Raw genomic sequence first — 23228 nt, forward strand, 5'->3', positions numbered from 1 at the left:
CTTTCGGTAGCCGCGCTTGATTTCCTCGTTGGTGGCGTTCTCGCACACACCGAGCAATTCATACATTGTCGTCATTGCGCGTCGGGATGAAAGTCGGATCGCGTTGATCGTAGCATGTCGCCGCCGCGCCAATCCGTCGGGTCGAGAATTCACCACGTTCTGAACACCCTGAGTGCAGGTCAGGGGCGCTTTGGCGGATGACGAAATCCGAATCATTCTCATCGGAACGGCCGTTTGCCGACTGGAACCGCCATTCGGGTTCGGGCCACCGCAACCACCGTTTTCGCGTGTACAGCCGCCGCATATCATGCTTATACCGCGCCTGACGCAGACTCGGATCCGTTGCACACGAGCACGACCTTGCCTGTCACGCCCCCCGCGCCGAGCAACGCTTGCGCGCGTCGCGCCTCTCCAAGGGGAATGCGTTGCGCGATGAGCGGTTTGATCTTCCGCTGTTGCAGAAGATCGAGCAGGGAAATCAGATCTTGTCGAAACAGTGCCGGTTTCAGCCGTTTGAGCCACTGGATGCTATAGGGGATCACCCGTTTCCGGCTTGGCAACAGCCAGCCGCCGGCAATGTACAACCCGAAAATGGCGATTGCGCGAAAGCGATGACGACGGCCTGGACCTGGACGAGCTGAAGCCAGTCTACCCGCACGCAGAGAGGAGGTTAGTCCGTATGCGACGACTGTCCCTCCGGGACGGAGCGCTTTGCGGGAACGCCAAATGTGGGTACCACCGATCCCATCAAAGATGACATCCGCACCGCCCCGCGTGAGGCGCTGAATTTCCTTGACGAAGTCGAGGTGCCGGTAGTCAATTGGGACGCCGCCCAGGTCTGAAACGGTCGACGCCCCATCCGATGAACAGGTCCCGTACATCTCCAGTCCGGCGAGGCGCCCAAGTTGCAGGAGTGCCGTGCCCACCCCACCTGCCGCGCCGTGGATCAAGACGCGCTGGCCCGGCCTGACCTTTGCAGCACGATGCAGCATCTGGTAGGCCGTCACATAGTTCAACACGAGGCTGACAGCCTCGGCAGCATCCAATCCGGGTGGCACCGGAACCAGTTCATTATGCGGCAGGCATACATACTGCGCGTACGCGCCACTGATCGGCAGTGCGGCGATCATCTGGCCGGGTTCGATTCCGGAGACGCCGCGGCCGAGCCGATCCACCACGCCAACGAGATCCCACCCCGGCGTGAAAGGCAGTCGTGGCGTTTCGGGATGAACGCCCTCGCGCATCATCAGGTCGGGCAAGCTGACACCAGCAGCCAGCACTTTCACCCGCACTTCACCCTCGTTCGGCTCGGGGCACTCCTCCTCAACTACCCTGAGTGCTTCGGGACCACCGTACTGAGTCACGATGATACGGGTGTGTCTCATGGTCACCTTCTCCGCTTGCCGAGTACTTGATCTCGCGACCGCTAAAAAGAAGTCAAGACGACTTGGCACCAGAAATTCTCAAACTACCCGCCACCGCCCCCGCCACATTGATGCAGGTCAATGCCGTCAACGTACATCCGCGTCGAATGTCCGCAAGCGCCGACATGCGAAGGCAGCGTCCGACCACGACCAAGCGCCACGCGTGAGGCACGTGTGTCCTGAAGTCGGTAGCGGGTTTGCCATTGACATGTGTCAAGCGCCCGATGACACGGTGCTCCATGCTGGGTTTGTTTCAAATCGGGAGACGATTCATGAATGAACCGATCAAGCAAAAGATACTGGCGCTGCTGGATCAGCACCGGATCATGACGATCGCCACGCTCAGGCCGGACGGCTGGCCGCAGGCGACGACCGTAGGCTACGTGAGTGAGGGACTCACGCTCTACTTCCTTTGCGGTCTGGAAAGCCAGAAGGCGGCCAATCTGGCTGGGGACGATCGCGTCTCGCTTACGATAGATCACGACACCGCAGATCTGATGGCGATTACCGGCTTGTCCATGGCAGCGCATGCACAACCCGTAACCGATCGTCTTGAAGCGGAAAAAGTCCTGAGCATGCTTCCGCTCAAGTATTCAGACCAGATTTCCTTGCCAATGCCAATGCCCCGCCCCGAGGAAGTTCGGATATTCCGTGTAACGCCGACAGTTATTTCCGTGCTCGACTATTCGAAAGGCTTCGGGCACACCGATCTCTTTACGTGCTGAACATTTCATGACATGAGCGTGGATCACCATGACGCGGTGCCCCCGTAGTTGGATCAGATGGGCAGCCACCTGTGCCGAAGCGGGCTGCGTGTATGCAATGAGTGTTTTTGCGATCGGATTTGCCCTCGGAGCGATTCGCGTCCTGCTACTTGTTCCGCGCTTGGGTGATATGGTCGCCGTATTGCTGGAAGCGCCATTCATGCTTGCCGTCAGCTGGCAGATGTCACGATGGAGCGCAAAAAGGCGCGGCTTGATGACCGATACCTACGGCGCGTTGCTGATGGGGGCAATCTCCTTTACCGTCTTGATGTCTGCAGAATGGGTTACTGCCGTGATTTGCTTCCATAGGACTTTGGCAGAATACCTGGCTGGCTTCTGGTCCGTGCCCGGGGCGATCGGACTCGCGGCCCAATTTTGCTTTGCCGGCTTTCCTTTCCTGCAGGCCAGCGGTAACCGAATTGCAGCTAGCAGGTGAACGCGTTTGTCGAAGCCGGGCGGATACGTCGGCAGCCCGACTCACGAGTGCCTCGCTGGCGCCTCCGTTTGGCACATTTCTCAACCCGACACGGGAGGGATGCGTGGGCGGCCAACCATTTCTATCCGGAATTCCGGTTAATCACGTGCTTGACCGCCTCGCGAAAGCCGGCGGCAAAGAGATTGAATCGGGCAAATTCTCGAGCCCTGAAAGCTCTGCGGCACTCGCGATCAATTGCTTTGGCTGGTTCATTGAGCGACCTCACCAACTGCCGCCGCTGAAAGGTCTTGAGGACGCAGGAGTCCCTGAGTTGGTCGACATCGAATTCTGTGCGCGATTTCCCTGGGCCGGTGGGCGCCATCCTTGGCTCGACGCCGTCGTGCAGACACCCGGATACCTCATTGGAATCGAGAGCAAGCGTTTCGAGCCGTTCCGGGATGCGAAATCGGTCAGCCTGTCAGATGCCTATGACCGCCCCGTGTGGGGCGCCAATATGAAAGGTTATGAACGAATGCGAGACCGATTGCGCTCTGGCGACGTGAGGTATGTTCACCTCGATGCCGCGCAACTGGTCAAGCATGCGTTCGGTTTGGTAACAGAAGGCAGCCGACGCAAGCGTGCGCCCGCATTGTTCTATATTTTCGCCGAACCCGCCGCGCGAAGCGGTCTCGCCATCGCGCCGGATGCACTTGCCCGGCACCGGGACGAAATTGCCAGCTTTGCGGAAGCGGTTATGGGTGATGCAGTCACGTTTCGTTGCGCGAGCTACAGGGAGTGGCTTGGGACCTGGCATCTGCTCGACAGCCAAATCGCGGCACATGGACAAGCGATCATCGAAGCGTTCGAACCGTGACAAAAACACGCGGAACGAATTGAATCACTGCTGTCGTTGGAATGGCGCGATTACCGGCCAAGCGCAGCCTGCCGAAACAGTCGCGTCGCATCGGGGCCATTGGATGATGGGTCGAATCCGACCCACTGCCGCCGGTCGCACTGTCAGCCGTTCAACGGCAAGTAACAGCGCGGTCCGGTCGTCCAAGCTGGTTGGAAGGGCCGTCACCGAGGCCGCCAGTGAAGCTGCCAGTATTCGCATGGCTTTCTCTTTATTCAACTGATACGCACACCGCGGAAATCTCCGCGGAACGCTCATTCATCTGTTGCGACGCACGGGCGCTGGCCGGCTTCCGGGCGACAGCCAGGACCGCGGGCGCAGGGACGTTGAACACGCCGTCGGACAGATACGGTGCCGCCCTTTCGGCCACCGACTGTTCGATGCGCGTGAGAACTGTTGGGTGTTGTCGCCTTAGAATGGCGGCCATGCGCACGCCGCCGTGCAGCAGCGCATGAAACGGCGTCTCCGGCGCACGCAGATGCCATGTCTGGTCGACCTCGGTCACATCAGGCGCTGCAAAACCCGCCTCGCTCAGCGCGCGAGCAAACTCGCCGTGGTCGCCGAAGCGGAAGAATGGCGGTGCCTCGGGCAAGTCGACATCCAGGTTGCCGTGCTCGCGAATCGCGGCGAGCACCATGCCGATTGCGATCGCTCTCTCGGGACGCGCCCAGACGGTGAGCGCGATGCGCCCGCCGGGTTTCAGGACCCGAAGGGCCTCGGCCAGCGCCTGCTCAGGCCGAAGCAGATGGTGCCATCCGAAGTTGCAGCCGACGGCATCAAAGGACTCGTCCGGGAACGCCAGGGCGTTCGCGTCTCCAACTTCGAACTGCATCGTCGGGTGAAGCTCCTTCACCAATTCCACCATGCCCGGCGCGAAGTCGATTCCGATGGCGTCGGCGCCAAGACGCGCCGCGGTCGCCGACAGGTAACCGGGGCCGCATGCAACGTCGAGCAGTTCGGTGCCGGCCCGCACATCGAGGGCGCTCAACAGGGCGGGCAGCGACTGGCAAGTGAGATCCATGTAGTACGCGTGGTAAGACCGCGCGACTTCCTGCCAGCCCTTTCTCTCAAAACGCTCAAAGGACTCGCAGTTGTTCGAGGCGATGCTATGCATGGTTTGCTCCTTTGACGAATCAGCCGTGTCGCGTCTGCAACCAGAAAACGCCGCGATTTGCGAACGCTGCGGCAGCGAATTCGCGCACGAACGGCCGAACGAATGGCCTTCAGCGAGTCATCGCGCAAAAGGGCCGCCCTGACGCTCATGCGGATTGGGGGTGGTGGCTAGGCCGAATCCGCATATGGAACGCGGGCCACGCCGACAGCAGCCACGGGACGCAACACCCATACCAAAAGTCGGCCCTGCCGATCCCGGTGTTCGCCGCGAGCATGGTCTTCGCGCGGCAAATCGATTCCAGAAAAACCGGCACCGTGCCGGTGCGTGTGAGTCACGCGTCCGGCAGGATCTCGGGCACTGGCGTACGAGTCGTTGGCATCCTATGCTCGTTCAATCGGCGAGGATGGTAGGAGTCAGCGTAGCCAGGGAGGCGTCGAGTCACACGACGATTGACCGAATGAAAAACGAAGATTTACCGAAATCTGTCGCGACGTCAGCGCCCGTTCGAAGCGTGGCGGCGGTATTGCACTATCCCGGTTTCGACGTCGATATTGCGCGCGGAGAGTTGCGCGTCGAAGGTCGGCCCGTGGCCCTACGGCCCAAGACGTTCGCGCTGTTGCTGCATCTCGCGCAGAATCCTGGTCGATTGCTCAGCAGAGACGAACTGATCGAGGCCGTGTGGCGCGACATCATCGTCACTGATGATTCCCTTGTCCAGTGCGTCAGCGAAGTGCGCGCGGCGTTGGGCAGTGAGCACCAGCACGTCGTGCGCACCCTGCCGCGCCGGGGCTATATGCTCGACGTCGCTCGCGTGGACGCTCCGAACGACGCGAGGCCGGCCTCGGCCGAAGGTCCGCACGCGGCGGCAAACCGGTACAGCGCCTTCGCCGAGCCGGTGCTCGAGGCGCGAACCTCGTGGGCCGCGCAATCAGGCGCCGTGGCCACCGAAGGGCCGGCGCCGTCGACGACCGACGCCGCTCTGCAACGACCCGGCCTGACAGAGTATGGCGTCGTGCCCTCGGCCAGCAATTTGCCCGCAGAGCTGCCACCCCTGTTCGGGCGTGCGGAAGACGTGGCCGCGCTGGTGCGCCTGCTCGAGATCTCGAGGATGGTGAGCGTGGTCGGCTCGGCGGGCATTGGCAAGACGAGAGTCGCACAGGCGGTCGCGCAACGCCTACGAGACCAACCGTGCGATGGTGTGTGGATAGTCGAACTGGCATCGCTCGCAGATGGACGGCTGCTCGTGCCGACGGTGGCGCGCGTACTGCGACATCAGGTGGCGAACGATGATGGCCTCCCGTCGCTCGTTCGGCTGATCAGCACCCAGCGCCTACTGCTGGTCCTTGACAACTGCGAACACCTGCTTGAGCACGCGGCCGTTCTGGTGACGGAGATCATGGCCGGCGCGCCGGGCGTGCGCGTTCTGGTGACAAGCCAGGAACCGTTGCACACGGAGCACGAACAGGTGTTCCGACTAGATCCGCTGGGCGTCCCCACGAGTGACGACGCGGCGGCTGCGCTCGGCTTTGGCGCCGTCCAGATGTTTGTCGCGCGCGCGAAAGCGGCTGATCCAAAGTTCAGCTTCGACGCTCAGAACGCGAGAGACGTCATCGACATTTGCCGGCGACTCGATGGAATTCCGCTGGCGATCGAATTGGCGGCAGCCCGGGTGTCACTTCTTGGCGCGTTTGGGCTGCGGCAGCGGCTTGATGAGCGCATGAAATTGCTGGCGGGTGGAATCCGAACGGCGCTGCCACGCCATCAGACGCTGCGGGCAGCTTTGCAGTGGAGCTATGGCTTGCTCACGCCGCCTGAGCAGGCGGTGTTCGATCGGCTGGGTGTATTTATGGGGTCTTTTTCGCTCGACGCCGCACAGCGCGTGGCGAGCGACGATACGTTGGATCAGTGGGCCGTGCTCGATCAGCTTGGTTCGCTAAAGGATAAGTCTCTCATCATCGTCGAAGGAACGCGCATACCACGCTATCGCCTGCTGGAAAGCAGCCGTGCCTTTGCATTGGAGCGACTGGAAGCTACCGGGTTGCTCGAGGCAACACGCCGGCGCCACGCCGAAGCGATGACCGAGTGCCTGACTGGGAGCGATCGTCTAGAAGAGCCGTTGGTGCGGACTCGACGTATCGCGCCGGAACTGGACAATGTACGCGCTGCCGCCGCGTGGGCGATCGGACCGACTGGAGATCGCAAGCTCGCAATCGATCTTGCCGCGGCGACGGACATGTTGTGGGATACGCGCGGCTTCAATGACGAAGGGGCGCGGTTGTACCGCGACATCGAGCCTTGGCTGGACCAATCAGTGCCGCCAAACTCGGCGGCGCGTTTCTGGTTTGCGGTGGCGGACTTGCGCATGCGCACCGAGGCAAAACGGCAGGCCGAAGCTGCATTGAAGGCGGCCGCCCTCTTTCGAGGCCTCGACGACCGCTTCGGCACCTTCAGGTCTTTGACGGTTGCCGCCCATCAGTTCACCTTGCTGGCCAATCGCGAGGACGCGAGACAGGCGCTGGACGAGGCGGCGACATTGTATGACGATGCTTGGCCCACATGGCTGGAAACGTCCCTCGCTTTTTGCAGAGTGCTCTTCGCGTACCTCGTCGAGGGAGACCATGCCACGGCGAAGAAGCTGGCCGATGCGGCCATTGTCGGCCATCGTCTCGGCGACACGTTCTTTGTCGATCGTTGCGCGCTGATGCTTCCGTCCTTCGATATGGCCGCCGGCGACTTCACCTCCGCTTTACATCGATGCGACGATATCCTGGCTAGTTCGAGCGTCGAGGAGAGCATTCAGTTGCTGTCCCAGACCCTCGTCATACGTGCCGCGGCCCTCTTGAATCTTGGCGCCCTCCGACAGGCGGACGCGACCTTGCGCACCGCTTGTACGTTGTTGATGCATGCAATCGGACCCAGCACCTATCCCTACTGCTACGTGGCACACCTCCTCGCTTTGCAGGGACGCTTAACCGATGCAGCGAAAACGATTGGGTGGATTGAGGCACGCATGCGTCAGACAAACCGGGATAGCATTCCGCCAATCGCGCTGTCCAGTTACAAGGCGGCGCGCGACATTGTCGATGCTGCATTCAGCGCGGAGGATCGCGAACGCCAATCGAGCGATGGCGCGCTGCTTAATCTCGAGCAGATCACGAGCATTGCATTTCCCTGCGAGTAGAACCGCCGACGGAACCCGACCGGCCCAAGACGGGCCTCCTGCGCGTCGCAGCCCCTTCTCTGAGGCGGTGAGCGTCTCGAGCGTTTTCGCGATGTATTCGCTGAGTAAAGTGGACTGCTGGCGTGCAGGTCAGAGATGCAGGCGCGTACGCTGGGCTGGCTTATCCTCCCATCGTGATCAACAGCGTGACGTCCTTCACGATATCCTGCGCCGGAGACCCGGGGTACAGGTCATCCTGTTGAAGGTGGATGGTTCCTCCATAACGAATCTTGTGTGACCCGGGCGGCAATTGGAGCATCACGAAGTACCCCTCTCCGACCGACGTACCATTGCCGCCAACATTTGCAAAAACCCACGGTGTCGGCGCGTGAAAATGAAACTGTTGGGTCTCGGCGTGATAGCTCGAGATGTTGGGGACCTGCACACCATCGTCGATAGTGCAGAACAGGTCGCCGATGCGACTGAAGAACTTTTCGGCGATGGCTTGTTGGTCCGCTGGGGTAGTGGCGAAGAATGGCGAGGGATCGAGCGATGAAGCTTCCACGTCGAGCATGGTGAGAAATATCGCCTTTCCGGCCGGAATGATCGTCGCCGATTGGTTGCAGACTTCTACTGCGTCCGGCGCCGACCAGAACCATACGTTGCCGGTTTGGTCTGCAGAGATGGGACGGGCGTTACAGTCGTTGAACGGATGCGGATAGTTCTGCGGAGAAGTGACCGGCAAGGCCAGTGCCCACTGCCAGAATGCCGTCGCCCATTGGGCATACGTTTGTCCGGCGAAGGTTCCGTTCGGCGGGACAATCTGGGCCGTCTTGACCGCTGCCGCGGCTACGGCGTCGCGAGCCACCGCTGTTGTACCGCCACTATCATCTCCCCCACAACCGGCCAGCCCCGTTGCGAGTGCCGTGACGATTGCGGATGCCTGCAACGCTTTCCTGATGAGCGGGATCACATACTTCATGGCGACCTCCAGTTTGTCGAAACATATTCCTGTGAGAGTTGGAATCGCGTGGGCGTCCGGCGACGATCGAACAATTGGGAAGCCCGTTGCAACGAATCGCGCCTGATAGCGGCACACGCGGCTTCGTTGGCAAGACCAGCATAGGTAGGACGGCATGGCGTCGCACGACGGTATACCGAACGAATGCCGAAAATTCCCCGAAAGATGCGGACACTACGGCGTCAGGACCGACTGCCGGTACCTTGGCGGCGCGAGAAGTTGGGTTGCCCGAAGGTGCGCGAAATTATGCGCGCGGTGCGGCATCTGCCTGCCGATGGTCAGGTTGACAAGACGCGGTATACGCCGCTGCACCCGGATCGAATGGCCGTTCGTGGGTGTGCATTTGCCGTCTGAACGTCTGAACGTCTGAACAACAGTACCGGCGAATGGCGCTTTATGGCCGACTGCCTCCCGATGTGGCCGGCCATAGCCGACCCGTTGCCGGCGGTTAGCTCATCAGATGCACTACGGTAGCTATCAAAGTCAAACGGTCGCTCGGTACGGCCACTCGTGGACAAGTATTCGGTGCGGACACATATTGCCTTGCCGACACGGCGGCGTCTGCGGTCGCGTTTCTCGCCGGCTATGGCGAACGTCAGCATGCCAGCATCAAAGCTCACCTGAGCGGCGCCCGGCGCGGGCATGAAAACAGCCCGACCGCGAGCCGGCAATCGCGCCCAGGATCAGGTGGATGATTGCGAGCGTTTCTTCGCGAGGCGCGAGGATGCTGGCAGTGATTCGGTTACCGATGTCGCGCAGGAAAGCCACCCACTCACTACAACCTTCCCGTATAAGCGGCGCCGTTCCGTGTCGTGGATTAACCGCCGAGAGCGTGGCTGCGCGGGCGCCGAGCTCATGTCGAGGCGGGCAAGAATGCCGTCACGCGACAATCTCGCCGCCCGCATCGTGGGCTTTTGCCTGCGCGCTGCGCCTGGCTCGTGAGCGATCCCCGTGATGCCGCGGTGCGAGGGCAACCAACCGGCTTCCAAGACACCTGTTTCACCGCTATCGATGGCTGGTTGCATCTCGCGCGTCAAGGTTTCACTTCATGCCGCCGACGATCTTCTCCATTTCCGCTTCGCCGAAGGCACGCATACTGACGGTTCGAACATTGCCCAACTGCGCCAGCATCAATCCGAGCCGCGTCGCAGTTTCGTCGTCGGGCGCATCGAGCGTCGCGACGATGTCGTAAGGCCCAAGTGTCCATTTGAGCGAGCCGACGGTGACGCCCATCGCCCGCGCCCCTTCCTGAAACGCTTTCGCTCGCTGGACCGTGTCTTTCACGGCTTGCACACCTTGGTCCGTCCAATTCATCAATACGATGTATGTCGCCATATTGCCTCCGATGGTCAAGGAGCCCATCCACGTGCCCCCGTCCATGCACGGGCCGAACGCCACCGACCGGCCACAAGCGTTTGCGGTCGGTGCAGTTTTCGTTTACCCCGGGATTTGTCGGACGTGTGCGTTGCTGACGCACGCATGCCCTTGATAATTCGGTCAACCTACACAGTATAGAAAGCGAATCAGCCGCCGGCGGGTCGATGATTGCGTCTTGTGCGATACCCGCGTCGCCGCGGATCGCATGTCATGTCCAAATCCGTGGAGCCGACCGTGGTCGAGGAAAACACGCTTCGACGGGACAAGCTTCGCTGTCCCGAGTGCGGTGAGACCATGTACTTGTGCCGTTCGCCGGGGTGCCACGATTTTGCGAAGGGCACAGCGGTCCATGACCACGAACTCTGCCCATCATGCACTGAAACCGCGGGCAACGTGGCTGGCGAAATCGGCAAAACGGTACTCAAGGTTGGCGGGGCCGTGGCAACGGCGCTAGTTACGGCTGTAGCGTTAGGCAAAACAAAAAAATAGCCACGAGTGGCTTGATCGGCTCGCCCACTGCTCCAAAGCGGGATCGCGCCGGATCGACTCCGGCTCGATTGCTTGATCTGCACTCTCCGTGGCGATAACGTCGGATTTTGTCCCGCCGAAGTCTGACCGCCGGCGAGCGCGCCTGCCGCGATAAATGACGTTTGCGGTCGTTGCGTCGCGTATGTCGGGAAGGCAACGCGTCGCTGTCTCGGTATCGCCTGCACTCGAACGCCTGCCAAGGCCAAAGACATGACACGGGCTTTGGCCGACAAGCGCCCGCTCGTCGGGCCGCTACACACCGAAGAACGCCAGCCCGGTCAGTACGACGCCGATCGCGGCAGCCCCCATCGACAGGTGTTGCATCCATTTCCGCCGCGTGAGAATCGTGATCGCGGCAAGCGCGATCGAGATCTGGATGATGGTCGTGGCCTGCGCCCAACGATGGTGCCGGTGTAGCCGCTCCTCGCTTGCAGCATTGCTCTTCACGACTTCCTGCTCGAGCGCTTCGGCGCGGTTGCGGATCGGCTCCTTCTCTTCGCGATACCGCGCCGCGTCTGCTTCGAAACGCTTTCTTTGCGGCGACGCTTCCTGGCTCAACGCCGCACCGAGCTCGGCTAGATTCTGCTTTTCGCCCTTTGCCTGGTAATAGGCCCACAGGTTAGCCGCCTCGGTTTTCTGGATCGCGGCCTCGTTCTTGTGCAGCAACGCGAAATTCTCGTCCGCGCCGCTCTGGTATGCGGAAATCGCGCCGACGCAGGCCAGGACAGCAGTCATCACGGCGATGCGCGCCGCTCCGTGGTCTTCTCCGTGCGCCGCAGGGTGCTCTACTGCATGATCGTGCGGGCCGTGAACTTCGAAATCTTCTGGCATGACAAGAACGTTCGCATGAGTTGAAGGGCTTGTACGCGGTTCCCACGCACGCGAGGTGCGGACAGCAAAAGTGGTAGCACTATCGCTGGGTCGCAGCTCTGTTGGGGCAGTCCGTTCGGGCGAAAGTGTGAACGGACGGACAATGGTCTGCGGAACCTCACGCTGTTTGAATGCCGACACCCGCCAAAAGGGCGACGGTTCGACATTGTGCATGAATTGCCACGTCCCAAGTGTGAGTCGACAGCAGTCGCCCCAGAGCGGCCGCTCAACAATAGTGAGCGGTCAACGGCTGCTTTCCAAATCCAGCGGACGCCGGCGAATGACCAGGTCGGAGAGATTTCACATAGCGGCCGAAGCGAAGGCCACCTCCGCTAGCGCCACTGCCTGCTCGCGCGCAGTCTGTCTGGCCGCCTCATCGACTTCCGGGCCAAAAAGCGTTTTCTCGACGACAATCGATTCGACATCGGTGACGCCGACGAATCGCAACCATGCTTCCATGAACGGCCGCTGAAAATCGAACGAATGGGCGGGCGTGGCCGAGTCCATCGAGTAGTCAAGACCTCTCGCGTAAATGACGACCGCTTTCCTGCCTTTCAGCAGACCCGCTGACCCTCGTTCGTCGAAGGAGAAGAGGATGTCCCGCTGCGATACAACGTCAATGAAATGCTTGAGCTTGTAGGGGATGGAGAAATTCCACAGCGGTACGGAGAACAACAACGTGTCTGCATCGTGCAGGCGTTGCGCGAGGTGTCGAATGCTTGCCCAGGCCGTCTGCTGGGCGGCGTTGTGCGGCGTGCCGCTCAGGTCGGCATATTTGGCATTGAGGGCGTCGCCATTGAACTCGGGCAACTCGGCAGCCCAAAGATCGAGGACATCAATCCGATGATCCGGATGAGCGTTGCGATAGGTGTCCAGATACGCGCGCGCAACGTTAAGTGACGCGGACCGCTCCTTGCGTGGCGAAGATTCGATGTGCAGTAAGGTCGGCATGGAATGACTCCTGATGTGCTGAGAGTCACCATGAAAACATATTTCAAATCAAAATATAAATTAAGTATTATTGTGCAACTAAGTTAGATTTGCACTGAATCAGGATGACTCATGTTCGATACCGTCTTGTTGCGATCCTTCGTGGCCGTCGTACAGGAAGGCGGCTTCACGTCGGCCGCTGCCCGTCTCAATCTGACCCAGTCCGCGGTCAGCGCGCATTTGCGGCGTCTGGAAAAGCAGATTGGGAGAGACTTGCTTGCACGTACCACGCGCTCCGTGACGCTCACGGCGGAGGGTGAACTGCTATTGGGTTATGCACGCGCGATACTCGCGCTCAATCAAGACGCGCACGCGCAGTTGTCTCGCGGTCCCAGCGAAGGTACGGTCCGCGTCGGCCTGTCAGAAGATCTCGCCAACGTCAGGCTGATGAATGTCCTGCAGGCATTTGCGGTGCGTTACCCGCGCATCGCGTTCAGCGTGAGGGTTGGAATCCTGGCCAACCTGCTCCACGCGATGAATCAAGGCGAACTCGACGTCGTGATCGGCGGCCGCTGCCAGGACACCGGTCCCGGACAAGTACTCTGGCGAGAGCCGCTCGTCTGGGCCGGCGCAGACTGGGCATCGCTGACGCCCGGGTCGCCGGTGCCGCTGGCGCTGCTCCCGGAACCCTGCCCGTATCGTGAGGCGACACTGGCCGCGCTCGCCCGAGCCGGCCGCGATTATCGGATTGCGATGGTGTGTTCGAGCGTTGCTGGCCTGTGCGCTGCTGCGCAGGCCGGCTTTGCCGTGACGCCGATCGTGCAAACCCAACTCGCGCACGGCTTGCACGCGGTCGCGCCGGATACCGGCTTGCCTGCACTACCGGATGTCGAATTCACGATGTTCGCAGCGCCGGGCCCTTCGGCACATATCGCTGACGAACTTGGCGACGCGATCGTTCTGGCATTCGCGTACAAAAGTGGACCCGAGGACGCGCGAAGGAATCGGGCTGTTGGGACTCAGTTACGCAAACGTCCGGCAGCGTGACCGAAACAGTGATCACAGAAACTGGCAACGAAAATACGTCAATTGAAAAGCGGCGACAGCATCTTCCTGACGAACTGCTCCGGCCGACGATCTCATGCAGGCAACTTCGCGCCCCAATGGCCATCTTATGAGTCGAGCCGACGATTTAGCGTCCGCGCTAACCCGCACGCAACTGACCGCTCCTGGCCGGGTTCCGACGTTCGTCCCCGGCGTTCCCCGGAAATCCGCAATGAACCTTTTTTGTCTGGATCGGGTTACGACGGCGCAATATGCAGTGTCGGTGAGTGATCAGGAACATCAAACGAGTGCATCGCGTTGTACTTGAAAGAGCAGCACGAATCCGCACCTCCCTTGAGCCGGCCGGCACGCAGTAAGCATGCAATCGTGAAGACCTGGGTGTTGTCGGATTCGCACGTCCACGCACGCTATTCGTCGTCGGGAAGCTCGCTGGCTGCCGAGCAAAATGGCGAGCTCCGCATTGTGTCCGAAGCTCAGCGCCTTTTGCGCACCCGCAACGGCGAACAGGCCGAGCCCAATCGCATCGAAGAACAGGACGGGCTGCCGTAGACGGCGCACCGGCGCATACGCGAAAATCGCGACCGCGGTCGCGAGCACGGAAGCCGCCAGATATCTCCAGTTCGAAAGCCCTGCCGGCGGAATCGCGCCAATGCAGACGTCACGCACGATTCCGCCGCCGCATGCCACCATGAACGCGATGGACAAGATGCCGAACAGGTCCAGCCGCTTTTGGCGAGCGGCAACAGCGCCGCTCATGGCGAATACGAAAGTCCCGACCAGATCGAGGGCGAAGTAGGCCGCGTGCGAATTCACGCCGACGTATGTCGCTTGTCGAGCCACGCCCCGGCCGCGCACAGCATCGCTTCCAGGCCCGTACGCAGCGTCGGGTCGAGTACCGGCGCGAACTTCGGCGAATGGTTGCTGGGAATCTCGTTCAGCTTTTTCTCTGCCAACGCCTTTCTAAACGTATCCGGATCGGTCCCGCCGATGAACCAGAAACCATATGGCACGCCCCATTCGCGCCCGAATACGCTGAAGTCCTCGCTCGCCGCTGCCGGGGGCGTTTCGTAGGCGCGCTCGCCAAAGTGCGCTTCGAAAGCCGCCCGCACACGCTCGCTTGTCTGCGCGTCGTTGATCGTCAGCGGATAGCTCGAGAGCGTCGTGAATTCGGGCTCGCGTGGTGCGTTGGAAGCCATGCATTCCGCGCAACAGATGCGACGGATCGCACCCAGCATGTATTCGCGCACGTCTTCGTCGAATGTACGCATGTTGAGCTTGAGCGTCGCCTCGTCGGGGATGATGTTCTCTTTCGTTCCCGCCTGCAGCGCACCAATCGTCAGCACCGCACTATCGCGCGGGGAGATTTCCCGCGATACGATCGTCTGCAGACGGAGCGTCGTCGAAGCCGCCATGATGACCGGATCGATCGAGGTTTGTGGCTGCGATCCGTGCGAACCGCGTCCAAACAGCCTTACCTTCAAACTGTCGCCCGCCGAAAGAATCGTGCCGCTCCGATAGCCGACCGTGCCCGCCGCGCCAACCATGACGTGCTGGCCAAGGATCACGTCAGGCTTCGGGAAGCGTTCGGCCATGCCGTCGTCAATCATGCTGCGGGCGCCGCGCGCCACTTCCTCGCCCGGCTGAAACACCGCCATCAGCGTTCCGCTCCAGGCGTCCCGGTGCGCAGCCATCAGGTGCGTCACACCCATCAGCCAGGTCACGTGCATGTCGTGGCCGCACGAGTGCGCGACGCCCACTTCGAGGCCATCCTCGTCCTTCGCCCTCGCCGTGCTGGCGTACGGCAATCCGGTCGCTTCTGCCATCGGAAGCGCATCCATGTCGGCGCGCAACATTACAGTCGGACCGTCGCCGTTGCGTAACACCGCCACGACGCCGGTCACGCCGACACCTCGCGTAACGTCATAGCCGACATTTTCGAGATAATCGGCGGCAATACGTGCGGTGCGCACTTCCTGCATCGACAGTTCGGGATGCTCGTGCAGGTCCTTGTAGATCGCTTCGAGCTCAGGCAAGAGGCTTTCGATGGAGTCCTTGGTTGCTTCCACCAATGCAGGCATGATCGATCCTTTCAAATAGTTCGTTGCGCTGGCCGATGTCGCATCGCATGCGCCGGCCGTCGGTGAAGCGTGGCAGCGCTTGCGCCCGATCTGGCGACCCGGCGGCAGGAGCGCGGTACGCAATCCGCCGAATAGTCGGATGCATGCGACAGGGCGAAACACGGAACATCCGGGCGAGCCGCCTCTACCCCGGCACTTCGTACTACGTTTCCGTCAAATCGCTTACCACCCCGAAGCGGGACAGGAATACAAGAGAACCATAGTCTCGATAGCGGCAATCCGGGAAGTTCCTGTCGATTCATGAGACAAAGCGGTCTGCCGCGGATGTCCCGCAACACAGCATTCCCAGCATAGGTGACTGGGCTGCAGGCAGGGAGCGCCCGTCTGCACTCCGCGCTTCGCTGGTGCCGACCTTCTGCAGACGCTCAAAATCTGCCGCACCGGCCAGCACGAGATCGCGATTTGCATTCAGGCTGCGCCTCGTGTTGGAGGCAACGCGCCGGCGCGCGACGCGTCGATCGCCGAGATGATGGCTTACCCGAGAACATCGCTGAGTAGCGGCGGCGCAATGCCGGACGACTCGCACTGTCATTTATTGCAAACACGTCTGCTGCGGCGTCAATCCAGGCCCGGCTCGCCTTTGTGGGGGGGAAGTCGCTGCCTCGGGTTCCGCCCATTTGACCAGCGCCTGTAGTCGGCCGGCGTCATACCGGTGAGTTGGCCAAAGGCACGCCGGAATGATGTTTCCTCGCTGTAGCCGCATTGCAATGCGACCTGCTTGATGCTTGCACCCGGTCGCTCGAGCAGCACGCACGCCGTTTCAATCCTCACGCGCGTGATGAACGCCTTGGGCGACTCGTTAGTCAAGCGCTTCATCCGCCGATGCAATGTCCGTTCGCTAAGACTCAGCGCGCTCGCCAAAGCTTCAGCGGTCAATCCGGGGCTGGCATGACGGACGATCTGCTCCGCCCGCAGAAGCAGCGTGTCGGCGGCGTTGACGAATCCGCGGGGTGCATAGACCAGCTGCGGCAGCGGCAAACTGTCGGCGACGGAGATATCCGCGGCCAGACGGGCGACGTCGGGGCCTGCCTCGTGTCTGATGACGTGCAAGGCCAAATCCACCCAGGACAGCGGGCCGCCCGTCGTCACGATACGATCCTGTTCCTCCACCGCAGTACCCCACACCGCGCGTGCGTTAGGGAACCGCTGTCTGAACGCGTGGTGGAGCCACCAGGTGGTCGTGCAGCGCCTTCCGTCGAGCAAACCTGCTTCTCCGAGTACGAACGTGCCCGCACACGCCGCACCGACCAGTGCACCCGCCTGATGGCGTTCTTGCAACCACTTTGCCGCGTGCCTGATCGATGCCGATACAGGCGGTAGCCGGTCCGGTCCCAGCGCCATACCGGTCACGAGTGCCACGTCGCAGAGCGACATTCGCGAAATGATGCGTCGACCGGAATCAGACGGCCCTGCGGATCGCGCAGCGCCTTCCCGTCCGCGCTTGCGATGGTGGTCTCAAAGGTTGGAATTGTGTGATCGGGCACGCCATAGGACCCGCCGGCAGGCGGCGCGCGCAACGCCTGCCCCGTCATCCAGAATAGGTCGGCATTGGTCAACCCCACCCATCAGCGTTAGCGCGTACCGCGACCACCAGCGGGCTTGCCGGCCGGTTTCCGCGCCCCCGCAGCCGGCTTGCCCGCGGGTTTGCCGCGCGGCTTTTGCACGCTGAACGGACTGCCGCTCAACACGCTTGCACCCTTGCCCGAGGCGCCAGCACGCTGCCCCTCGGCCTTGCGCTTGCCCTCCCCCCCTTGCGGCTTCGGCTTTTTCCCAGCCACCGGCACAGCCCCCGCCCCACCCTGCGGCACTTTCGGTTTCTTCGGCTTTTTCGGCTTCTTGATGATCTGCCCCGTCGCGCTGGTTTCCGGCACGCGGTGTTCAGCTTCGAAACCCGGTTCTTCTTCACGACGCAGCGTCTGTCGGATCAGCGCTTCGATCGCGGCCAGTTGCGGCGCTTCATCCGCACACACCAGCGACACCGCCACGCCACTGGCACCCGCGCGGCCGGTCCGGCCGATACGGTGCACATAGTCTTGCGCCACGATCGGCAGATCCACGTTGATCACCAGCGGCAGATCGTCGATATCCAGCCCGCGCGCCGCCACATCGGTCGCGACCAGCATCTGCACTTCGCCCGTCTTGAAGCGCTCCAGCGCACGCAGGCGCGCGGGTTGCGGCTTGTCGCCATGGATGGTGTCGACCGCATAGCCCGCATCGTCCAGCATCGCCGCCAGGTAATCCACGCCCACGCGGGTCTTGACGAACACCAGCGCGTGGTCCCAGTTGTTCTCGGCCACCAGGTGCATGAAGAGGTCCGGCTTGTTCCTTTTATCCACCGGCACCACCCACTGCTTGATCTTGCTGGCAGTAACGTTGGGCGGGCTCACGCTGATATTGACCGGACTGCGCAGAATGGTCGCCGCCATCGCGCGAATATCGTCGGTAAACGTGGCCGAGAACAGCAGCGTCTGGCGCTGAGCGGGCAACGCGGCAAAGACGGCGTTGAGTTCGCGCGCGAAGCCCAGGTCGAGCATGCGGTCGGCCTCGTCCAGTACCAGCGTCTGCACCTGATCGAACTGCACCGCGTTCTGCCGATTGAGGTCCAGCAGCCGGCCCGGCGTGGCAACGAGCACATCCACACCCTTGCGCAATTTCATCATCTGCGGGTTGATGCTCACCCCGCCGTAGGCGGCCAGGAACCGCAAGTCGAGGCCTTTGCCGTACTCGACAAAGCTTTGCAGCACCTGCTCGGCCAGTTCACGCGTGGGCACCAGCACCAGAACGCGCGCACGGTTGCTGGACACCGCCGGCCCGTGTTGCACCAGGCGTTGCAACAGCGGCAGCGCAAAACCCGCCGTCTTGCCGGTGCCGGTCTGTGCCGCGGCCATGACGTCCTTGCCACCGAGCACCGCGGGAATCGCCTTGGCCTGCACCGGCGTCGGTGTCTGGTAATTGAGGCCCTGCAGATTACGCAGCAAGGGATCGATCAGGCCGAGCGAGGCAAAAGACATGGACGTGTTCCGAACTAAAACTGCAATTTTAGCCGTTGTCGCCGCGGCAACCGCATCGCGCGGGCCCATCGTCGAAAAGATCGACCGGGATCGCGTTGAATCGCGCGGCACTCATGAACGGGCACGCCGCGTATCCGCACGCAACCACGCGCCACGATCGCCATCCGGCACCACTCAAAATGATGGTGGGGCTGGCGTGGTCCTGGGCGGCCGAACTCGCGCCGCAAGGCATCACCGCCCGGTGCCACGGACACGCCGTTCCTGCGTGACCCTGCGCGCGCGGCAACGCCGCCCAAGCTTCCGCCGATCGGGCGGTTCATCACGCCCGAGGAAGTCGCCGCGCTGACCGGCTTCGCGTTGAGCGCGGACGCGAGCGCGATCACCGGCCAGCAGATCGTCATGTGCGGCGGTGCGTCGCTTTGATTGCCTTACCCTCCCGCCAGTCCCGTCGAATCCGGGAATAACCGTCGTGTGCCCACGGTATTGCAAGAAACACGAACCGGGGACCCCTATGGACATCATCGACACGGCCCGTGAATCGGGTATCCAGCAAGAATCGCCCCCGGTGCGCGCACCGCACCGTGAATCGAGGGTTCAGATGCAATCCGTTCTGCGCGGTTTTCAACTCGGATCGGGCGTGGTGCTGCTGAGCTATCTCTTTCTCCACCTGGTCAATCATGCACTCGGGATCTGGTCGCTCGAACTTGCCGGACGCGGTCTCGTATTGGCGTTGCGGCTGTGGCGTAGCGCACCGGGGACGTTCGTGCTGTACGGTGCCGCATCGCTTCATTTTGCGTTGGCGTTGCGCACGATATACGGGCGCCGCCACTGGGCACTACCGCCCGCCGAATGGCTCCGTCTCTGGGCGGGCCTCAGCCTGCCGCTGCTGCTGATCCGCCATGCAGTGACAACCCGACTCGCCTCCTCGCTCTATGGCTTCGAGCCTGATTACGCGCGCGTCGTCACCGTGCTGCTGACCAGCGGCACGCAGGGCCTTCAACTGGCACTGCTCGCGCCCGGCTGGATACACGGATGTCTCGGACTGTGGTTCCGGTTGCGCCATCATCCGCTGGCGCGCCGCGTGAAGCCCGCGCTGCTGGTACTCGTCGTCCTGTTGCCACTGCTTTCCGCAGGCGGCTTTATCCGGATGATGCGAGTCGTCGAGGCGAAGGGCCCCGTGCTTCTGCCCCCCGATCCGAAACTGGTTTCACACCAACTCGCCCTTGACGCCTGGCGTCACCATCTCGTCACCCTCTACTTGTCCCTGATCATCGGCGCGGTGATCGCAGGCCTGTTGCGCAACCGCCTTGAACGTCGAAGATTGCAGAACACGTGACGACCACGCAGCCGCCCCTGTCAAACCGATCGATCCGCGTCACCGATCCTGTTTCGACGCGACGCGCGTGAAAGGCTGCGGCAGCCTGCCCGCCGCCTGACGATCGATCATCCAGCCGGGATAGCCGGGGGGCAACGCACTCACGGCGTCGAGATGCGCAAGCTCGTCGTCGGTCAGGACGACGTCGACCGCGCCGAGGTTGTCTTCGAGCTGTTCGACCCGTTTGGCGCCGATGATGACGCTCGTGACGTGCGGCTTGGCGAGCAGCCACGCGAGCGCGATCCGCGCGACCGAGACACCGCGCGCGTCGGCGATGGCGCGCATCGCGGCAACGCACGGCCAGGCCCGCTCGAGATCGACCGGCGGAAAATCGAAATGGCTGCGCCGCGAACCTGCATCGGTTGGCGCCCCGGGACCGAACTTCCCCGAAAGCAGTCCGCCGGCGAGCGGCGACCAGACGAGGAGCCCCATCTGCTCGTCGATCGCGAGCGGCACCAGTTCGCGCTCCACGTCCCGTCCGGCGATCGAATAGTAGGCTTGCAGCGTCTCGAAGCGCGTCGCATGGAGCGCCTGGCTGAGGCCGAGCGCCTTGCCGATCTTTCCGGCGCGCCAGTTCGACACGCCGACATAGCGAACCAGCCCCTGGCGCGTCAGGTCGTCGAGCGCCCGCAGCGTCTCCTCGATCGGCGTGACGGGATCGTTCGCGTGTATCTGGTAAAGATCGATATGGTCGACCTGGAGCCGTTCCAGGCTTCTCTGCACCGAATCCATGATGTGGCCGCGCGACGCCCCCTGATCGTTGGGCTTCGGGCCCATCACGCCCGCCGTCTTCGTCGCCAGCACGATCTCGCCGCGCGGAACGCCGATGTCTCGAAGCGCCTGCCCGACGAGGCGTTCGGACTGGCCGAAGGAATAGATGTCGGCGGTATCGATGAAGTTGATTCCCTCGGCCAGTGCGCGGGAAATCAGCCGGGTCGCGTCGTCCTGGCCGACCGCACCGATCGACGCCCACATGCCGGCATCGGCATTGCCGCCCAGCGTCATCGTGCCGAGACACAGCTCGGAGACATACAGGCCGGTGCGGCCCAGTTGCTTGTATTTCATACCTGTTTCCTTCATGTCGGTTGAACGCATGCCGCGGCGTCCGGTCTGGCGCGCCCCGCACGCCGGGATGTCAGCTGACTCGCGCGTGGCCGGCCCGAAACTGTGCGGCGATCGTTGCGACGCGTGCGCCATAGCGGCGAGCCGTCTCAAGGTCGCCCGGCGACATCTCGTCCGGCGATGCATCGGCCGGCGTCTGCGCCATCGGCGCGAGGTAGGAACCCATGCGATTCAGGTCGTCGCGCATCGACGCCTTCACGTTCGCCGGCTTGATGTCCATGCTCACCCAGATACCGCCGTGCTGCCCGGTGAGCAGTACGAAGTATTCGAGCGTATTGAGCTTGTCGCCGTTGATGCTTGCGCTATTGGTGAAGCCGCCGAAGATCTTGTTGCGCCACCCGCCGTCGAACCAGGCCTTCGACGATGCGTCCGCGAATTTCTTGAACTGCCAGCTGGGGCCGCCCATGTAGGTCGGCGAGCCGAACAGGATCGCGTCGGCGCCAGCCAGCGTGTCCCACGCTTCGTCTGCAATGTTTCCGTCCGCGTCGATCGCGACGAGTGCGGCACCGGCGCCCTCGGCGACAGCCGTTGCCATGCGTTGGGTATGCCCATAGCCGGAGTGGTAGACGACGACCGTCTTAATCGGAGAGAAGTGTTGTGTCATGGTTGCGCCCTTTCGTTCAGATTGTCGTCGGGGGACGACATCGGAAAGCACTCTACTGAGTCACAACTGAGTTATAAATAACGACCGATTGAACGTTCTGTTACTCCCCGGGTGAACAATGCAAAACCTTGACGCGCTGTTGATCTTTGCCCGTGTCGCCGAAATGACGAGCTTCACGCGGGCGGCGGAAAGCCTGGGCATTCAGAAAGGACGTGTCTCGATGGTGATTCGCAGGCTCGAGCACGACGTGGGCGTCGCGCTGTTGCATCGGACGACGAGAAGCGTGCAGCTGACCGAAGACGGACGCGCGTTCTATTCGCGCGCCCGGGACCTGCTGGCTGAAGTGCAGGAATTGCAATCGATGTTCTCCGGCAATGGCACGCAACTGCGGGGAAGATTGCGCGTCGACATGCCGACCGAGCTGGCGCGCAGCGTCGTGATTCCCGCACTCCCGCAACTGATGGCGGCGCATCCCGAGCTGGAGCTGGAACTTTCGAGCACCGATCGGCGTGTCGATCTCGTGCAGGAGGGATTCGATTGCGTGATTCGTCTGGGGCCGATCGTGGACGAGACGCTGGTCGCCCGACCGTTGGGCCGGCTGCGCATGATCAATGCGGCGAGCCCCGGTTATCTGGCGCGATACGGCGTTCCACGTACGCTCGACGATCTGATTGGTCAGGGGCACCGGATGGTCCAGTACACGCTGACACTCGGGGCACGTCATCCGGGATGGGAGTACCCGAACGGTGACGGCTATGCGTCGCTCCCCTTGCCGAGCGCGATGCAGGTCAACAGCGTGCAGACCTATCACGCAGCCGGGCTTGCCGGCATCGGGTTGATCCAGGCCGGATATTCAGGGGTCGCGAATCACATCGAAAGCGGTGCGCTGGTGGAGGTGCTGCCCGATCTGCGTCCCGAGCCGCTCGCCGCGTCGCTCGTGGTGGCCCATCGGCGCAATCTGTCGCCGCGCGTCCGGGCGTTCATGGACTGGATCGAGGGGGTGTTGGAGCCGTATTTTGATTAGGGGTGGGGAGGCCGGCGGTGGTCGACCCGTAAGAGACGTTCGGTCCGCCGTTCCCTCAATGGCAGGTCAGAGTGGGACAGCGGTCATTACATCCAGGACCGCTGCCTGGTCGCGTCACAACCTGCAGTGGGTCCAACAACTGTTGCCACCGACGCCAAATGAACCGGTCGCCGACGCGCCGATGATCCAGTCTGCGAGTTCGCAAATGCTGCCTGTTCCAGGATGAGTGGGCATCGGGCCGGCTGACGTGAATCCCGGTATCTGGGTCAAAACGGAGTCGGCGACAACACACATCTCGGAAAACCGCGCTCGGCCGGCGGACGAAGGGAGCTTGCTCGCTGACGATGGGTATTTCAGCGAGCTGCTAACGCCC

20 protein-coding genes and 2 pseudogenes are annotated in these 23228 nt (G+C 62.2%); 8 read left to right on the forward strand and 14 right to left on the reverse strand.

The genetic code is table 11. The features are described 5' to 3' along the window. A pseudogene (locus DIE06_RS39285) lies at positions 1-216 on the reverse strand (J domain-containing protein); the annotation flags it as partial. Positions 217-311: 95 nt separating this feature from the next. Further along, positions 312-1385 carry a medium chain dehydrogenase/reductase family protein gene (locus DIE06_RS34620; protein WP_124665264.1) on the reverse strand — a complete coding sequence of 358 codons (1074 nt, stop codon included), beginning with the start codon at positions 1383-1385 and terminating at the stop codon, positions 312-314. 311 nt (positions 1386-1696) lie between these two features. On the opposite strand from DIE06_RS34620, the gene DIE06_RS34625 reads away from it, so the two are divergent. From DIE06_RS34625 to DIE06_RS34635, 3 genes are all read left to right on the forward strand, one after another. After that, complete coding sequence (locus DIE06_RS34625) at positions 1697-2149, forward strand: pyridoxamine 5'-phosphate oxidase family protein (RefSeq protein ID WP_124665265.1); 453 nt, start codon at positions 1697-1699, stop codon at positions 2147-2149. A 97-nt stretch (positions 2150-2246) separates the two neighbouring features. Then, entirely contained in the window at positions 2247-2624 is a 378-nt protein-coding gene (locus tag DIE06_RS34630) for a hypothetical protein (protein WP_124665266.1), read from the forward strand. Positions 2625-2769: 145 nt separating this feature from the next. Continuing rightward, a complete protein-coding gene (locus DIE06_RS34635) occupies positions 2770-3477 on the forward strand; it encodes a PGN_0703 family putative restriction endonuclease (protein ID WP_124665267.1) in 708 nt (235 codons plus the stop codon). 250 nt (positions 3478-3727) lie between these two features. Here DIE06_RS34635 and DIE06_RS34640 read toward each other — a convergent pair whose 3' ends face one another. Beyond that, positions 3728-4630: a class I SAM-dependent methyltransferase gene (locus tag DIE06_RS34640; protein ID WP_124665268.1), complete on the reverse strand. Its 903-nt coding sequence runs from the start codon at positions 4628-4630 to the stop codon at positions 3728-3730. Between the two features lie 457 nt (positions 4631-5087). Here DIE06_RS34640 and DIE06_RS34645 point away from each other — a divergent pair, with 457 nt between their 5' ends. Beyond that, positions 5088-7811: a winged helix-turn-helix domain-containing protein gene (locus DIE06_RS34645; RefSeq protein ID WP_185733550.1), complete on the forward strand. Its 2724-nt coding sequence runs from the start codon at positions 5088-5090 to the stop codon at positions 7809-7811. A 160-nt stretch (positions 7812-7971) separates the two neighbouring features. On the opposite strand, the gene DIE06_RS34650 is transcribed toward DIE06_RS34645, so the two are convergent. From DIE06_RS34650 to DIE06_RS34665, 5 genes are all read right to left on the reverse strand, one after another. Further along, positions 7972-8772, reverse strand: coding sequence for a hypothetical protein (locus DIE06_RS34650; RefSeq protein ID WP_260433867.1), 801 nt, complete (start codon positions 8770-8772; stop codon positions 7972-7974). Between the two features lie 648 nt (positions 8773-9420). Continuing rightward, a complete protein-coding gene (locus DIE06_RS38570) occupies positions 9421-9579 on the reverse strand; it encodes a hypothetical protein (protein WP_185733551.1) in 159 nt (52 codons plus the stop codon). 273 nt (positions 9580-9852) lie between these two features. Further along, on the reverse strand, positions 9853-10146 hold the full coding sequence (locus DIE06_RS34655) for a GYD domain-containing protein (protein ID WP_124665270.1): 294 nt from the start codon (positions 10144-10146) through the stop codon (positions 9853-9855). A gap of 822 nt (positions 10147-10968) precedes the next feature. Next, positions 10969-11547 (reverse strand): DUF4337 domain-containing protein, encoded by a 579-nt coding sequence (locus DIE06_RS34660; RefSeq protein WP_124665281.1) that lies wholly within the window; start codon positions 11545-11547, stop codon positions 10969-10971. Positions 11548-11886: 339 nt separating this feature from the next. Further along, positions 11887-12537, reverse strand: coding sequence for an FMN-dependent NADH-azoreductase (locus DIE06_RS34665; RefSeq protein WP_124665271.1), 651 nt, complete (start codon positions 12535-12537; stop codon positions 11887-11889). 111 nt (positions 12538-12648) lie between these two features. Here DIE06_RS34665 and DIE06_RS34670 point away from each other — a divergent pair, with 111 nt between their 5' ends. Continuing rightward, complete coding sequence (locus DIE06_RS34670; RefSeq protein ID WP_124665272.1) at positions 12649-13563, forward strand: LysR substrate-binding domain-containing protein; 915 nt, start codon at positions 12649-12651, stop codon at positions 13561-13563. 297 nt (positions 13564-13860) lie between these two features. Here DIE06_RS34670 and DIE06_RS34675 read toward each other — a convergent pair whose 3' ends face one another. From DIE06_RS34675 to DIE06_RS34690, 4 genes are all read right to left on the reverse strand, one after another. Continuing rightward, complete coding sequence (locus DIE06_RS34675; RefSeq protein ID WP_260433868.1) at positions 13861-14394, reverse strand: trimeric intracellular cation channel family protein; 534 nt, start codon at positions 14392-14394, stop codon at positions 13861-13863. After that, positions 14391-15659, reverse strand: coding sequence for a M20 family metallopeptidase (locus tag DIE06_RS34680; protein WP_124665273.1), 1269 nt, complete (start codon positions 15657-15659; stop codon positions 14391-14393). Before DIE06_RS34680 ends, DIE06_RS34675 begins: the two co-directional genes overlap by 4 nt. Positions 15660-16277: 618 nt before the next feature. Beyond that, the gene (locus DIE06_RS34685; protein WP_260433869.1) at positions 16278-17093 is read right to left on the reverse strand and encodes a GlxA family transcriptional regulator; all 816 of its coding nucleotides are present in this window, start codon (positions 17091-17093) and stop codon (positions 16278-16280) included. A gap of 197 nt (positions 17094-17290) precedes the next feature. Then, entirely contained in the window at positions 17291-18730 is a 1440-nt protein-coding gene (locus DIE06_RS34690; protein ID WP_185733552.1) for a DEAD/DEAH box helicase, read from the reverse strand. A gap of 182 nt (positions 18731-18912) precedes the next feature. Between DIE06_RS34690 and DIE06_RS34695 the strand changes: the two are divergent. Further along, positions 18913-19153, forward strand: a pseudogene (locus DIE06_RS34695) (SDR family oxidoreductase); the annotation flags it as partial. A 175-nt stretch (positions 19154-19328) separates the two neighbouring features. Further along, a complete protein-coding gene (locus DIE06_RS34700) occupies positions 19329-20066 on the forward strand; it encodes a hypothetical protein (RefSeq protein WP_124665282.1) in 738 nt (245 codons plus the stop codon). A 39-nt stretch (positions 20067-20105) separates the two neighbouring features. On the opposite strand, the gene DIE06_RS34705 is transcribed toward DIE06_RS34700, so the two are convergent. Then, positions 20106-21170, reverse strand: coding sequence for an aldo/keto reductase (locus DIE06_RS34705; RefSeq protein WP_124665283.1), 1065 nt, complete (start codon positions 21168-21170; stop codon positions 20106-20108). Between the two features lie 70 nt (positions 21171-21240). Next, positions 21241-21831: a flavodoxin family protein gene (locus DIE06_RS34710; RefSeq protein ID WP_124665275.1), complete on the reverse strand. Its 591-nt coding sequence runs from the start codon at positions 21829-21831 to the stop codon at positions 21241-21243. Positions 21832-21949: 118 nt separating this feature from the next. Between DIE06_RS34710 and DIE06_RS34715 the strand changes: the two genes are divergently transcribed. Then, positions 21950-22855, forward strand: coding sequence for a LysR family transcriptional regulator (locus DIE06_RS34715; RefSeq protein ID WP_124665276.1), 906 nt, complete (start codon positions 21950-21952; stop codon positions 22853-22855). Positions 22856-23228: the final 373 nt, after the last annotated feature.

It is taken from the genome of Burkholderia sp. Bp8998, from assembly GCF_003854235.1.
Classification (GTDB): Bacteria; Pseudomonadota; Gammaproteobacteria; order Burkholderiales; family Burkholderiaceae; genus Burkholderia.